General features: G+C 64.1%; 16 protein-coding genes. 10 read left to right on the top strand and 6 right to left on the bottom strand.

Annotation, left to right across the window (positions count from 1 at the left end):
* Nucleotides 1-17 precede the first annotated feature (17 nt).
* On the top strand, nt 18-713 hold the full coding sequence (locus FYJ91_RS00545) for a DUF4230 domain-containing protein (protein WP_181008288.1): 696 nt from the start codon (nt 18-20) through the stop codon (nt 711-713).
* Nucleotides 714-716: 3 nt separating this feature from the next.
* Here FYJ91_RS00545 and FYJ91_RS00540 read toward each other — a convergent pair whose 3' ends face one another.
* Nucleotides 717-1,895 (bottom strand): penicillin-binding protein activator, encoded by a 1,179-nt coding sequence (locus FYJ91_RS00540; RefSeq protein ID WP_149520343.1) that lies wholly within the window; start codon nt 1,893-1,895, stop codon nt 717-719.
* 12 nt (nt 1,896-1,907) lie between these two features.
* Here FYJ91_RS00540 and rsmI point away from each other — a divergent pair, with 12 nt between their 5' ends.
* From rsmI to FYJ91_RS00520, 4 genes are read left to right on the top strand one after another with little or no spacing between them, the layout of a single operon-like run.
* Complete coding sequence (rsmI, locus tag FYJ91_RS00535; RefSeq protein WP_149520342.1) at nt 1,908-2,789, top strand: 16S rRNA (cytidine(1402)-2'-O)-methyltransferase; 882 nt, start codon at nt 1,908-1,910, stop codon at nt 2,787-2,789.
* Nucleotides 2,786-3,139 carry a YraN family protein gene (locus tag FYJ91_RS00530; protein WP_149520341.1) on the top strand — a complete coding sequence of 118 codons (354 nt, stop codon included), beginning with the start codon at nt 2,786-2,788 and terminating at the stop codon, nt 3,137-3,139. Before rsmI ends, FYJ91_RS00530 begins: the two co-directional genes overlap by 4 nt.
* Nucleotides 3,140-3,193: 54 nt before the next feature.
* Entirely contained in the window at nt 3,194-4,141 is a 948-nt protein-coding gene (gene gshB / locus FYJ91_RS00525; RefSeq protein ID WP_149520340.1) for a glutathione synthase, read from the top strand.
* A 2-nt stretch (nt 4,142-4,143) separates the two neighbouring features.
* A complete protein-coding gene (locus FYJ91_RS00520) occupies nt 4,144-4,749 on the top strand; it encodes a DedA family protein (protein WP_149520339.1) in 606 nt (201 codons plus the stop codon).
* Here the strand turns inward: FYJ91_RS00520 and FYJ91_RS00515 are convergent.
* From FYJ91_RS00515 to hisI, 4 genes are all read right to left on the bottom strand, one after another.
* Nucleotides 4,737-7,187: a TonB-dependent siderophore receptor gene (locus tag FYJ91_RS00515; protein WP_149520338.1), complete on the bottom strand. Its 2,451-nt coding sequence runs from the start codon at nt 7,185-7,187 to the stop codon at nt 4,737-4,739. The genes FYJ91_RS00520 and FYJ91_RS00515 overlap by 13 nt on opposite strands.
* A 93-nt stretch (nt 7,188-7,280) precedes the next feature.
* Nucleotides 7,281-8,294 (bottom strand): LacI family DNA-binding transcriptional regulator, encoded by a 1,014-nt coding sequence (locus FYJ91_RS00510; RefSeq protein ID WP_149520337.1) that lies wholly within the window; start codon nt 8,292-8,294, stop codon nt 7,281-7,283.
* Between the two features lie 55 nt (nt 8,295-8,349).
* Nucleotides 8,350-8,805 carry a DUF1465 family protein gene (locus tag FYJ91_RS00505; protein WP_149520336.1) on the bottom strand — a complete coding sequence of 152 codons (456 nt, stop codon included), beginning with the start codon at nt 8,803-8,805 and terminating at the stop codon, nt 8,350-8,352.
* A gap of 191 nt (nt 8,806-8,996) precedes the next feature.
* On the bottom strand, nt 8,997-9,374 hold the full coding sequence (hisI, locus tag FYJ91_RS00500) for a phosphoribosyl-AMP cyclohydrolase (RefSeq protein WP_149520335.1): 378 nt from the start codon (nt 9,372-9,374) through the stop codon (nt 8,997-8,999).
* 128 nt (nt 9,375-9,502) lie between these two features.
* Between hisI and purF the strand changes: the two genes are divergently transcribed.
* Together purF and FYJ91_RS00490 are read left to right on the top strand one after the other, a co-directional pair.
* On the top strand, nt 9,503-10,963 hold the full coding sequence (gene purF, locus FYJ91_RS00495) for an amidophosphoribosyltransferase (RefSeq protein WP_149520334.1): 1,461 nt from the start codon (nt 9,503-9,505) through the stop codon (nt 10,961-10,963).
* Nucleotides 10,964-10,989: 26 nt separating this feature from the next.
* A complete protein-coding gene (locus FYJ91_RS00490) occupies nt 10,990-11,700 on the top strand; it encodes an SDR family NAD(P)-dependent oxidoreductase (RefSeq protein WP_149520333.1) in 711 nt (236 codons plus the stop codon).
* On the opposite strand, the gene mnmA is transcribed toward FYJ91_RS00490, so the two are convergent.
* Complete coding sequence (gene mnmA, locus FYJ91_RS00485) at nt 11,697-12,800, bottom strand: tRNA 2-thiouridine(34) synthase MnmA (RefSeq protein ID WP_149520332.1); 1,104 nt, start codon at nt 12,798-12,800, stop codon at nt 11,697-11,699. The two genes, FYJ91_RS00490 and mnmA, sit on opposite strands and share 4 nt — an antisense overlap.
* 109 nt (nt 12,801-12,909) lie before the next feature.
* On the opposite strand from mnmA, the gene FYJ91_RS00480 reads away from it, so the two are divergent.
* From FYJ91_RS00480 to FYJ91_RS00470, 3 genes are all read left to right on the top strand, one after another.
* The gene (locus FYJ91_RS00480) at nt 12,910-13,185 is read left to right on the top strand and encodes a hypothetical protein (RefSeq protein WP_149520331.1); all 276 of its coding nucleotides are present in this window, start codon (nt 12,910-12,912) and stop codon (nt 13,183-13,185) included.
* Between the two features lie 112 nt (nt 13,186-13,297).
* A complete protein-coding gene (sciP, locus tag FYJ91_RS00475; protein WP_149520330.1) occupies nt 13,298-13,597 on the top strand; it encodes a CtrA inhibitor SciP in 300 nt (99 codons plus the stop codon).
* Nucleotides 13,598-13,714: 117 nt separating this feature from the next.
* Complete coding sequence (locus FYJ91_RS00470; protein ID WP_149520329.1) at nt 13,715-13,963, top strand: GlsB/YeaQ/YmgE family stress response membrane protein; 249 nt, start codon at nt 13,715-13,717, stop codon at nt 13,961-13,963.
* Nucleotides 13,964-14,025: the final 62 nt, after the last annotated feature.

Raw genomic sequence — 14,025 nt, 5'->3', positions numbered from 1 at the left:
ACGCGAAGGAGATATATGTGCGGCGACGTGTAGGATTATGGGTCGGACTGGCGACCGGTTTGACGATCGTGGTCGTGGTGGCGCTTCTCGGATGGTCGCTCGGTCGACGCTATGACGCGATCGTCGACCCGAAGCCCGAAACGATCGTATCCGCCAGCCTGCAGGGCCTGCGCGAGCAGAACCGTCTGTCCGCCTTCACCGCCAGCTATGTCGCGGTCGTGACCTCAAAGCAGAGCCGATTCGGCCTGTCCGCGCAAAAGACGCTGATCATGCCGGGCCTCGTCCGCTACGAAGTCGATATGGCGCGGCTCAAGGATGCCGATGTGCGCTGGGCGGCCAAGAGCAAGGAACTGTTCGTCACCCTGCCCGACGTCGAGACCGTCGGCCCGCAGATCGATCTGACGCGGATCAAGGAGTATGACAGTGGCGGGTTGCTGCTGCGGCTGACGGACGCTGCGCAGACGCTGGATGCGGCGAACCGCCGTGCGGGCCAAGCCGAGCTGCTGCGGCAGGCGCGCGCACCGATCCCGATGTCGCTGGCGCGCGATGCGACCCGTCGGGCCGTTGCGCAGAATTTCGTTCTGCCGATGCGCGCGGCAGGCATGGACGCCGCAGTCCGCGTCCGGTTCGCCGGCGAGAAGGATTTTCCTTCGGCGAGCCGGGAGTGGATCACCCGCTCCCGCTCGCTCGAAGAGGTTTACGCGAAGCCGTGATGCCTACTGCTTGAAGCTGGCCGGCGCTTCGGACACCGTCTTGACGCCCGCCGGGCTGAGTTCCTGGACCTCGAGCGCGCGCTCGGCGATGCCGGTCGGGCCGAAGCGGAAAGCGCCGTCGACGCCGACGAAGCCGTCGGGATCGCGCAGCATGTTCGCCGGGAAGCGATCGCCCACCTTCCAGCTGCCCGTAGCCTTGATTACCAGCAGCATCGAATCGTAACCCAGGCTTGCAAGGCGGAACGGCGCACGTCCGAACTGGCGCTTATAGCCGACAGCAAGCTGGCGATAACGCTTGTCGGAGACGCTGGCGAACCACGAGCCAGCAAGGATCGGCGAGGTCAGCAGCCCCGATTCGGCCTGCCAAAGCTCGGTCCCCATTACGCGCGCCTGTGGGCTGGTGGCCTTACGGACGAGCGGTACGGCCTGGGTCGCGATGCGGGCATTGTCGGCGACGAGAACGGCATCATAAGGCTGGCCCTTGCCGAGTTGCGCCACCGCGACACCCAACGACTTGGGGCTGCGATCATAGCTTTTCATCGCGACGAGCGAACCGCCCGCGCTTTCCACTGCGCGGATCATCGCGGTCGAAGCGTTGCGGCCATAGACGCCGGCCGGCACGAGTGCCGCGAACTTGGTGATGCCGCGCCCCTTGGCATAGCGAACGACGCGATCGACCGACTGGTTCGGCGAAAAGCCCATCAGATAGACGCCATCGCCCACGACCGACGTATCGTTCGAATAAGCGACGACCGGGACTGACGCGTTCCGTGCCTCCGCGGCAACCGCAGCGACGTCTTGAGACAGCAGCGGCCCCAGGAACAGGCGGTTGCCATCGGCCAGCGCACGCTTGGCGGCGGCGGCGGCGCCGGTCGCGGTGTCATAAGTCGTCAGGCGGATCGATCGATTGCTGGTGTCGATCAGCGCCATACTCGCGGCATTGGCGATCGACTGGCCGACAGAGGCGTTCGGTCCGCTCAACGGCACGAGCACGGCGACACGATGCCGCGGCTGATCCTGCGGCGCGATTTCGGACTGGGCCTGCGGCTTGGGTGCGGCCGGCGCTGGGCGCCCCCCACGCGGGACGACTCCAGAGCAGCTTGCCAACAGCATCGTAAACAACGTCGCCCCCGCGACGAACATGCGGCGCGATCGTTGATCGCAACGGGGAGCTTCTGCCATTACACTCATTCTATGACCGATCCTTTTGAGCCCGATCCGGTTGCCGACCGGCAACCGAATGCGTCCCTCTCCCCGGGCCTGTATATCGTTGCCACGCCGATCGGCAACTTGGGCGACCTTTCCCCGCGTGCCGCCGACATATTGGCCCGTGCCGATCTGATAGCGGTCGAAGACAGCCGTGTGACGGCCAAGCTGCTTCAGCGGATCGGTACGAAGCGTCCAATGGCGCCCTATCACGATCACAATGCCGACAAGGTGCGCCCGGCCCTGATCGCCCGAATGGCAGGTGAGGCCATCGCTTTGGTGTCCGACGCGGGCACGCCGTTGATCTCCGATCCGGGGTACAAACTGGTCCGCGATGCGCGCGCGGCGGGTCATATCGTCACCACCATCCCTGGCCCCTGCGCTGCGATCGCGGCATTGACCCTCGCCGGTCTTCCCACCGATCGCTTTTTCTTTCTCGGCTTCCTCCCCGCCAAGGAGAAGGCCAAGACGGATGCGATTGCCGAGATTTCCGCCATCCGCGCCACACTGATTCTTTACGAATCCGGCCCAAGACTGGCCGTGACCCTGGGCGCTTTGGCCAAGGGGCTGGGCGATCGCGAGGCTGGCGTCGCCCGGGAAATCAGCAAGGCCTATGAGGAATGCGTGACGGGAACGCTGACCGATCTTGCGGCGCGCTATGCCGATCATCCGCCCAAGGGCGAGATCGTCATCATCGTGGGCCCGCCCGGAGAGGCCGCGCCTGCAACCGAAGCCGAAGCGGAGGCGTTGCTACGAGATGCGATCACCCGCCTCCCTCCGACGAAAGCCGCAGCCGAAGTGTCGAAGATCACAGGCCTTCCCCGTCGCGACCTCTATGCCCTGGCCATGACGATGAAGGACCCGGAATGAGCGACCGTCACCATGCCGAAAAGCGGGGCCGCTGGGGCGAAACGCTAGCTTCGCTGTGGCTGATGTTGCGCGGCTGGCGGATCGTGGGCCGGCGCGTGAAAACATATCGAGGCGAGATCGATCTGGTCGCACGCCGTTGCGGAACCGTCGCCTTCGTCGAGGTCAAGACGCGCGGCACGGAGCGCAATCTGCTCCGATCGATTGACGAATATCGCCTGCGCCGCGTGATCGCCGCAGCAGAGGCCGTCGCGTCGCGCTATGCCGGCCCGCGCGATGCTATCCGCATCGACGTGATGCTCGTGCGCCCGTGGTCGCTGCCGATCCATCTGCCCAACGTCTGGCATGGGTGACAAGTCACCACCGCGACCCTAGGTAAGCGGCTCCAAACAACGGAGCCTGCCCCCATGAGCCTGAATGTCGCGGTCCAGATGGATCCGCTTGAGACGATCAACATCATGGGCGATTCGACCTTCGCCGTGATGCTCTCCGGAATCGCGCGCGGGCACAGCCTCTGGCATTATGCGGCCGGGGATCTCTGCTATCGCGACGGGCGCCTGACCGCACCGGCCCGACGGATCACGCGGCTGGCCCGCGTCCTTGGCGATCATTTCGAGCTGGGCGAATGGGAGGTCATCGACCTCGCCGACGACATCGACGTCGTGCTGATGCGGCAGGATCCGCCGTTCGACCTCGCTTATATCACAGCGACCCATCTGCTTGAGCGGATTCAGCACAAGACCCTGGTGGTCAACGATCCGGCTTCGGTCCGCAACGCGCCTGAAAAGCTGTTCGTGCTCGATTACGCGCGCTTCATGCCGCCGACGATGATCACCCGCCGGCTCGAAGACGCGCGCGCCTTCCATGAGGAACATGGCGAGGTTGTGGTGAAGCCGCTTTACGGCAATGCCGGCTCGGCCGTGTTCCATGTCGGCCGCAACGACGCCAATCTAGCGGCCCTCACCGAACTGTTCGGGCAGGTCTGGCGCGAGCCGTTCATGGTTCAAGCCTTCCTTCCCGACGTGACCAAGGGCGACAAGAGGATCGTGCTGGTCGACGGCAAAGTTGCTGGCGCTATCAACCGCTTACCGAAGAAAGGTGAGATTCGATCGAATCTGGCGGCGGGCGGCAAAGCCGATGCGACCGAATTAACGCCCCGCGAAGTCGAGATTTGCGAGGCGCTTGGACCGGACCTTGCCGCACGTGGCCTCCTGTTCGTGGGCATTGACGTGATCGCGGGGCACCTGACCGAGATCAACGTCACCTCCCCCACCGGCATCGTCGCGATCGACAATTTCAACGGCACCGATACGCCCGCGCTGATCTGGGAGGCCATCGAGGCCAAGGCGCGCTGATCATGGCCGACTGGGTTCGCCAGTTGATCGTCGACGGCGGCTATTTCGGCATCTTCCTGCTGATGGTCGCAGAAACCGTGTTCCCGCCGATCCCTTCCGAAGTGATCATGTCGCTGGCGGGTTACGAGGCGGCGGCGGGGCGGCTGTCGCTGCCCGTTGCAATCGTGGTCGGCACCGCAGGCGCAATGGTCGGCAACACGATGTGGTATTTCGTCGCGCGGGCGCTCGGCTTCGATCGCCTCCGCCCGGTCGTCGAGCGGCACGGGCGCTGGTTCACGGTCGACTGGAGCGAGATCGAGACCGGCGAACGCTGGTTTCGGCGCTATGGTGGCTGGCTCGTCGGCCTCGGCCGAATCATGCCGACCTTCCGTACGCTGATATCGGTTCCGGCGGGGCTGGTGCGGATGCGTTTCTGCGCCTTCTTCCTGTGGTCGATGCTCGGCACGTTGGGCTGGGTGACTACGCTCGGTACGCTTGGCTGGACCTTGCGACATACCTTTACGCAGGCCGAGCAGTGGCTCAACATCGTGACCTTCGCGGTCGTGGGCGTGATGGTTGTCTGGTATCTCTGGCGTGTCGCGACCTGGGATCGCCGTCAGAAGGAATAGCCGACCGTCGCCGAAATCGTGCGCCCGTTGATCGATCGGGTGCGAACGATGCCGTTCACAGGGATCGATGCCTCTTCGGCTTCCGTAAATCCCTTCACATCGAACAGGTTGTTCGCGCCGATCGATACCGACACACGCGGCATTGGACGCACTTCGGCGAACAGGCTGACCGTGGTGAAGCCAGGTAGCTTCAGCTGATTGCTGTCCTGCGCGTAGCTGTCGCCTGTGCCGACGATGTTGGCGCCGATCGTGAACAGCTGCCGGCGATATTGCGGGGTCAGCTGATAGACGAACTTGGCCTGACGGCGGGGGCGATTGCCTTCATTGGCAGGGGTGATCGCGTCGGCGCTGATCTTCGCGTCGGTCCATGTCCCCTTCGCGGTGAGGCCGAGGCCGTTCAGCGAGAAATAGCTGCCTTCCAGCTCGACGCCCGTCGCGCGGTATCGGCGATCGAGGAAGCGCAGGCTCGTCGCCTCGAAATTCTGTTCCTCGGTATTGGCGTGGAACAGGGTGGCGTAGAGTTCCATCCGCCGGGTGCGATATTTGACGCCGGCTTCGGCCTGCCGCACGAAATCGACCGCCGCGCTCTTGTCCGCGATGCCGCCGGCCGCATCGATCGCCGGGCCGAACAGGATGCGGTCGGCATTGGCGCGCCCGCCTCGGCTGTAGCGCGCGAAGAAAGACATCTCGCGGTCGAGGCGATAGTTGAGGCCCGTCGACCACGACACATAGTCATAATCGTAGCGGACAGGCGATCGCGCGGCCGGAAGCAAGGTTGTGCGCGTCTCGGGCGGCGAAATCGTCCCGTCGCCATTGACGTCGAGCGAACCAACGGTCGCCGCAACCCCACGCAAATTACCCCGCGTGCGGCCATTGTCCCACCGCACGCTCCCGGCGAGCGTCCACTTGCCGCGAAGGAAGCTCATGGCGGCGAAGGGCGCAGCGATGTCGTATCGCAGATCATAGTCGCGGCGACAGCAATTGCCGAAATAGGTCGCACCATATCCATAGACGCCGGCTTCGGTGACGCGCTGTCCGGCGGCATTTCGTATGTCGATCAGCGCCGCATTCCCGTCGCCGCGGACGTCGGAGACGAGGCTCGTCCACCGCCAGTCGCTCTTCATATACTGGCGTGCGAGATAGAGCCCCCCGGTCAGAGTCAGTTTACCGCCGCCGACGTTGGCGTCGCGGATCGCGCGCATGTCGTTGACGATCTCATCGAGATTGCGCAGCCGCACGTCGAAGATGGCGCTTTCCGACAAAAGCCCGTTGCCGTTGAGCGTGGCAGGCGTTGCGATCGTGGTGCCAGCCAACGATCCGGTCGCGTATGCGATGCTCGCCCCTGCCCCACCGAGCGCCGTCGCAATCGTGGAGGCGTTGTCGACTGCCGCTGGGAACAGCCCCGTGAAGCGTCCGGACGTGTTTGCGTAGCGAAAGCGTTCGCGCAGTGTCCAGCCATCGCCGGGCTGGACCTGGATCTCCATTCCCACCTGACGGACCAGTGATCGCATGCCATCCGCAACATCGTCGCGCACCGGACGATTGTCGCGATCGAGCGTCAACGCGGTGCGGATGTTGCGCGAATAGGGCGAGCCGCCGTTGATCGAGAAGCCGGGCAGGCTCTGGTAGCTCGGGTCGGAATCGCTCCCCGTCACGCGTGCCGGGGCGGGGAGATAGGACACCGCGTGGTCATCCAGATATTTGAAATAGAGCCGGACGAAACCGCTCGCAAAGTACTTGGTGACATTGCCTTTGATCTGGCCACCGCGATTGCCGTCATATCCGACTTTTCGCGGTCCCTCGCCGCGCCGATAGAATCCGCCGACATGGAAGCGCCAGTCATCGCCGATCGGCGCGCCATAATCGAAATCGAGGCGATACTCCTCGTAATCGAGGCCAAAACCCGCGCGGATATCACCGCCTGCGGTCTCGCCGGTTTTCGACAGGATGTTTATGACCGCGCCCGGCGCATTCGAAACGAGCGTCGAGGCCGATCCGCCGCGCACCGCCTCGATCCGCAGCACGTTCAGGTCCGCACGGATGAAGCTGTCGGCCGTGGCGAAGGTGATGTCGCCGAACTGCAGCGCCGGAAGACCATCCTCCTGCAGTTGGACATATTTCGCGCCGCCGGTCGCGAGCGGCAGGCCGCGCACCGCGATATTGGCATTCCCTTCCCCGCCCGAACTTTCGGCGCGGACGCCGGGGATGTTGCGGAAAATCTCGGCGGTCGATCGCGGCGACAGGATCGATATCTCATCGGGGCTGACCGTGCTCACCGAGATGCTGGCGTCGAGCCGGTTGAGCCCACGCGGCACCGCCGTGACGATGATCGTCGGCGAACTCGACAACTGACGCGGTTCCACGGGCGGCGTCTGCGCAAGCGAGGGCACCGCCATCGCCATCGCGCCCAAGCTGATGCTCGCCGCCGTCCCCCTCATATTCACCGGTTTCGCCCGACGCGGCTTCCGCTGCAACCCCTGATATCGCACAGATACGTCTGCAGCCGATCATAACTGTCAGACCGCAGTCCCCTAGGCCGAAGCGCGCTTCACCAGTGTCGGCGCCATCACGAGCGATCCAACGTCCTCGCCCGCATGCCGGCGGAAGAGGCGATCGACCATTTCCCCCGCACCGCGCTGGAAATCCTGCCGGATGGTCGTAAGCGCCGGCGCCATGAGTTCGGCGACCGGAACGTCGTCAAATCCGGTTACGGCCACATCATCGGGCACATTCAGTCCGCGCGCCTTGAGCGCCTTGATCGCCTCGATCGCGATCACGTCCGAGGCCGCGACGATCGCATCGGGCAATTCGCCCTGGTTGAGCCGCTCGGCAATTGCCGCGAATGCGGGCGCAGGTTCGAACAAAGCTTCCACCTTGCCGAACGGCTCTACGCCTGCTTCGCGATGCGCATCGATATAGCCGGCATAGCGGGCCGCCGTTTCCGGGACATCGAGGCAACCGGCGAACAATATCCGCCGTCGTCCCTGCGCCAGCACATGCTGCGCCGCCATCATGCCGCCAATCCGGTTATCCGTGCCCACCGAGCAGTAGAGTTGGCCTTCCTGCCGCTCGCCCCAGACGATCAGCGGTCGATATTCCGCCGCGAGCCGATCGAGCGCGTCGCTCTGGTCCGATTGGCCAAGCACGATCAGTCCGTCGATCCGCCCCGAATTGGCCAGCCCGTCAAGCCAGCCATCCTCGGTCGGCACTATGCGCGACAGCAGCAAGTCATATCCGCGCGCCGTGACGCCTTCGGCAAGATATCCGAGCATGATGCCGAAGAAGGGATCGGACAGATGCTGACCGACCTCGTGCCCCATCGGAAGCACCAGGCCGATCGCCTGAGATCGCCGCAGACGCAGATTGCGCGCCATCTGGTTGAGCCGGAAACCATGTTCGCGCGCCAACGCCTTGACGCGCGCGCGCGTGCCTTCGCTGATCATGCTGCTGCCGGCCAGCGCGCGCGACACGGTCGATGCCGACACGCCGGCAAGGCGCGCCAGATCGGATATGCTCGTAACGCCCTCTCTGGGCTTCCTCGTCATTGCCGCCCCCCGATCGCGGTTCAGTAGGAGGCACGATTGCGCCGTGCCTCCGGTCTCAAAATGCGCGCTCCAGACGGCTTAGAAGATGCAGCGCAGGGCTCGGTGCCGGCTCGGCCGGTTCTTCCGCGGCATCAAGCCGTGCAACCCTGGCATAAAGATCCCGGCTGGCCTCGATCAGCGCGATCGCCTCGTCCGGAAGGGCGTGGAGCGTCGCGGGGTCGCTGTCGGCGGCCTCGCCGATCCTCTTCGTCAAGCGCGCCTCGATAGTGTCGACCTGACCCATTTCCGCTGCGCGCTGCGAAAGGAGCCAGGAGAGGATGTGCATCAGCCGCGTCGTGACCTTGAGCGACTCGCACGAAAACACGACCCTATCGAGCGGCAAGAGCGCTTCGCGCTCCGCCGATGCGCGCTCGAAATAAGCACGCACCTCATCCGCCAGCAGCATCGCCTCCGTGTACAGAGTGTCGATGAGCCGACTGTGAAGTCGAATCTGGGCAGGTTCATTCCCCATGTGTTGAGAATGACACAGTTCCAATGCGCACCGAAACAAAAATCATCGTTAAGCCATTGGCTTGCGATGGATTTTTGCTCGCTCGAAGGGTGCGATCGATTGCGAATATCGCGCTTTTGACCAGCCAAGTGTCTGAAATTGCTAATCGCTCGCAAATCCGGGATTTTTAATGAGTTATCGTCAAGCGTGGCTCATAATTTGCGATCGAGGGTCACGGCGCCATTCGGGGCCGTCGCAATTGTACGATAAAAACAGCTGCGCTCGCCTGTGTGGCATGCCGGACCGGCCGGTTCGCAGCGTAGCCAGACGGCATCCTGATCGCAGTCGATCCGAATCTCGACGACGCGCATCACGTTGCCGCTGGTCTCGCCCTTCTTCCACAGCTTGCCGCGTGACCGTGAGAAGAAGGTCGCTTCCCCGCTTTTGATCGTCGCATCGAGCGCCTCGGCGTTCATATGCGCGAGCATCAGCACCTCGCCGGTCACATGGTCGGTGACGACCGCCGTGATCAGCCCTGTGGCGTCATATTTGGGCTGGAGCGCCCGTCCCTGTTCGCGATCGTCGGCCATAGGTGCGGCGCTTGGCGGAAAGGCGGATGGCCCTCAAGTCGAAAAGTGACAATCGTGGGTCACTGCGGGGGCGACAAAGCCGATACCTCTCCCTATATGCCCGGCCATCAGCCACAGCAGGATTCGCGATGCTCACGACGCATCCGTTCGACGACGACAAGCTGCGTGAAGAATGCGGCATCTTCGGCATTTGGGGCGCGGATACCGCGTCCGCCATGGTCGCGTTGGGGCTTCACGCGCTCCAGCATCGCGGTCAGGAGGCCGCGGGAATCACCAGCTGGGACGGCCGTGCCTTCCACACCCATCGGGCGATGGGGCATGTCGCCGGTAATTTCGACCGCGACGACGTCATCCGTGGTCTGCCGGGCCATGTCGCTTGCGGTCATGTCCGCTATTCGACCACGGGCGAGACCGCGCTGCGCAACGTGCAGCCGCTGTTCGCCGAATTGTCGTCGGGTGGCTTTGCGATCGCGCATAATGGCAACATCTCGAATGCAATGAAGCTCAAGCGCGATCTCGTCCGCCTCGGCTCGATCTTCCAGTCGACCAGCGATACCGAGACGATCATCCACCTCGTCGCGATGTCCAAATATCGCACATTGCTCGATCGCTTCATCGATGCACTCAAGCAGGTCGAGGGCGCCTATGCGCTTGTCTGCATGACGCCGGAGGGCATGATCGCCTGCCGCGATCCCTTGGGAATTCGTCCGCTCGTTCTGGGTCGCGTTGGCGACGCTTATGTGTTCGCGTCCGAAACCGTCGCCCTCGACGTGATCGGCGGCACCTTCATCCGCCAGGTCGAACCCGGCGAACTGGTGATCGTTTCGGAAAACGGCCTGCGTTCGATCCGCCCCTTTGGCGATGTGCGCGCGCGGCCGTGCATATTCGAGCATGTCTATTTCTCGCGGCCCGATTCGATCGTCGATGGATCGTCGGTCTATTCGGTTCGCAAGCGCATCGGTGCGCAGCTCGCGATCGAAAATGGCGTCGAGGCCGATCTGGTCGTGCCCGTGCCCGACAGCGGCACCCCCGCAGCGATCGGCTATGCCCAGCAATCGGGCATTCCCTTCGAACTCGGCATCATCCGGTCGCATTATGTCGGCCGCACCTTCATTCAGCCGAGCGATCAGGTCCGCCACCTTGGCGTCAAGCTGAAGCACAACGCCAATCGTGCGCTGATCGAAGGCCAGCGGATCGTGCTGATCGACGATTCGATCGTGCGCGGTACGACCAGTGTGAAGATCCTGCAGATGCTCCGCGATGCGGGCGCACGCGAAGTCCATTTGCGCATTGCCAGTCCGCCGACCCGGCACAGCTGCTTTTACGGCGTCGATACGCCCGAGCGCGCCAAGCTGCTCGCCGCGCAGATGAACGTCGCGGAAATGGCGACCTATATCGGCGCGGACAGCCTGTCGTTCCTGTCGATCGACGGGCTCTACAAAGCGTTGGGCGAAGCTGGCCGTGACGATCGCGCGCCCAATTTCTGCGACGCCTGCTTTACCGGCGACTATCCGACCCACCTGACCGATCAGGAGGAACTGGAGCCCAGCGACCAATTGGCCCTCCATGGCGAGCGCGTCGTCGCCTGAACCCTCTCTCGAATACGGAAACGACCATGATCCAGACGCTTTCCGGCAAGCTTGCGCTCGTCACAGGCGCATCGCGCGGCATCGGCGCCGCGACCGCGATCGCGCTGGGCAAGCGGGGCGCGCACGTCATCCTCACCGCGCGCACGACCGGCGGGCTGGAAGACGTCGAAGACGCGATCCATCGCGTCGGCGGCACGGCAACGATCGCTCCGCTCGATCTGGCCGAAAATGATAGCATCGCCCGGCTTGCCGAGGCGATTGCGGGGCGGTGGGCGCGGCTCGACGTCATGGTGCTCAACGCCGCGATGCTCGGCACGCTGGCGCCTGTCGCCGCGATCGATGCGAAGGAGTTCGCGCGCGTCCTGACGCTCAATGTCATGGCGCAACAGCAGTTGATCGCCGCCTTCGATCCGCTTCTGCGCGCTTCGGACAATGCGAGCGTGTTCGGCGTCACCTCGTCGGTCGGCGCCAAGGCACGGCCCTATTGGGGCGCCTATGGAGCGTCGAAGGCCGCACTCGACACGATGCTGCTGGCCTATGGTCAGGAAGTGGCGAACATCAGCAAGATCCGCGTCGCCATCATCGACCCGGGTGCCACCGCGACGAAGATGCGCGAGCAGGCTTTCCCGGGCGAGGATCAGTCGACGCTCAAGAGCCCCGACGCCGTCGCGGATGCAATTGCGGAACTGACCGAGACCGGCTTCGAGAGCGGCAGCCGGACGCGAGTCGAGGCTTAAGCGGCCAGCGCCTCGGCCGCGACCGTCTCGCGGATCCAGCCTCCGCCCAGCACGCGGTCGCCACGATAGAGCACCGCCGCCTGCCCGGGGGCCACGCCATATTCGGGCTGATCGAAGACCACCGTGCCGCCCTCGATCCGGGCGGGCACGGGCTTGGCCAGCGAGCGGACCTTGGCCGTCACCGGCCCGTCACCACGCGGCCCGATCCAGTTGCAGTCGTCGAGCATGGCCGCGCGAACCGCGAGCGCACGCCGCGGGCCGACGATCAGACGGCGTTCGGCCGGATCGAGCCGGACGACGTAGAGCGGCTCTGGGCTGCCGCCAATCTCGATCCCGCGACGCTGGCCGACGGTGAAGTGGATCAGCCCCTTGTGGCGGCCGATCACCTGCCCCTCCAGATCGACGATCTCGCCGGGTTCGGCCGCCTCAGGGCGGAGCTTACGGACGATCTTGGCATAGTCGCCGTCGGGCACGAAACAGATGTCCTGGCTGTCGGGCTTGGCCGCGACTCCTAGGCCATATTCGGCTGCAGTGGCGCGCACGGCCGCCTTCTCCATCCCGCCCAGCGGGAAACGCAGGAAGGCGAGTTGCTCGTCGGTCGTCGCGAACAGGAAATAGCTCTGGTCGCGCGCGGGATCGATCGCGCGGTGAAGCTCCGGGCCGTCGCTGCCAATCGCGCGGCGGACATAATGGCCGGTGGCGAGGCAATCGGCGCCGAGATCGCGCGCAATGCCGAACAGATCGGTGAACTTCACCCCCTGATTGCAGCGGACGCAGGGGATTGGCGTCCGACCCGCCGCATATTCATCGGCGAAATCGGCAATCACCGAATCCCGGAACTGGCTTTCATAATCAAAGACATAATGCGCGATGCCGAGCCGGTCGGCGACCGCGCGGGCATCACGGATGTCCTGCCCCGCGCAGCAACTGCCCGTGCGCCCCACCGCCGCGCCATGATCGTAAAGCTGGAGCGTCACGCCGATCACCTCGGCACCGCTTTTCGCCGCGAGCGCCGCCACGACCGAGCTGTCGACGCCCCCCGACATGGCGACGACGATCCGCTTTTCCGCAATGTTTTCGAACTGAAAATCACCAAACATGCGGCGCCCTTTAGCACCGGCTTAGACGATCGGCGAATCCGTGATTTCACCCTAAAGATTCCCCCGCTCCACCCGTTACCTTGGCTGAGACCGGGAAGGAGGTGGTGGCATGAAGGAAACGTTCGGAGCTTTCGACACCGCCGCCGCGACCCCGGTCACCAACGGTCTGGATTTCGACACGCTCAAGGCGGCGTTGGCGGCGGCACAAGCCGCCTCCCCCACCGCGCGTGCGATGGAGGCAGATGCATCCGTGCGTTCGCCCCATCCGACCGACAGCGCCATCGCATTGTTCCTGGGTGAGGAGGGATGGCGCAGCGCGTCGTCCGCCATGCACGGCAGCTTCCACCGGGCTGCCGCCGGAACAATCGTGGATAACGAAGGCTAATGAAGGTGACCCGGCCGTTTACCGTGCCGTTCAAATCTTCGTTGAGAGCGGAACCGTAGGAATGACCAAGAGGAACACATCCTGGTCCTCGGGCCGTGTAGAGGTAGCGTAAATGATCGAGAACCAGAAAATCCGTCCCGCTCAGGTTATTGGTCCGCTTGGCGAGCCGCTAACCCTCGACAGCCTGCCGGCCGCTGGCACGACCCGTTGGGTCGTCCGCCGCAAGGCCGAAGTCGTCTCCGCGGTATCGGGCGGTCTGCTGACCGTCGACGAGGTTTGCGATCGCTACGACCTTACCGTCGAGGAATTCGCGTCGTGGCAGCGCGCCGTCGAACGGTCGGGCATGCCCGGCCTGCGCGTCACCCGCATCCAGCACTATAAGTCGCTCTACGAACGCCAGCAGAAGTATTGAGGTGAAACGAGCCGCCTGAAAGCGCGGGAAAAGGAACCAGCCCTGTCGCCAAGCGTATCTAGCGCAATCGGTTTTTCGGCCATGCCGAACCCGAAGTATAGATACAGGAGGAACAGCATGGACTTGATTATTTTCCTGATCGTCGGCGGCATCATCGGCTGGCTGGCAAGCATCGTGATGCGTACCGACGCGCAGCAGGGCATCATCCTGAACGTCGTCGTCGGCATCATCGGTTCTTTCATCGGCGGCGTACTGTTCGGTCGCACGCTGGGTGGCGGCGGGATCGGTGGCTGGATCAGCGCCTTCCTCGGCGCGGTCGTCCTGCTCGCGATCGTCAATCTGGTGCGCCGCGGCGCGGTGCGCTGATTTAAACGTCACCACTCAAAAAAGGGGCCGCCGGAGCGATCCGACGGCCCTTTTTCTTGTCC

This window comes from Sphingomonas montanisoli (assembly GCF_008274695.1).
Taxonomy (GTDB): domain Bacteria; phylum Pseudomonadota; class Alphaproteobacteria; order Sphingomonadales; family Sphingomonadaceae; genus Rhizorhabdus; species Rhizorhabdus montanisoli.
This window is presented reverse-complemented; position numbering and strand designations above follow the sequence as displayed.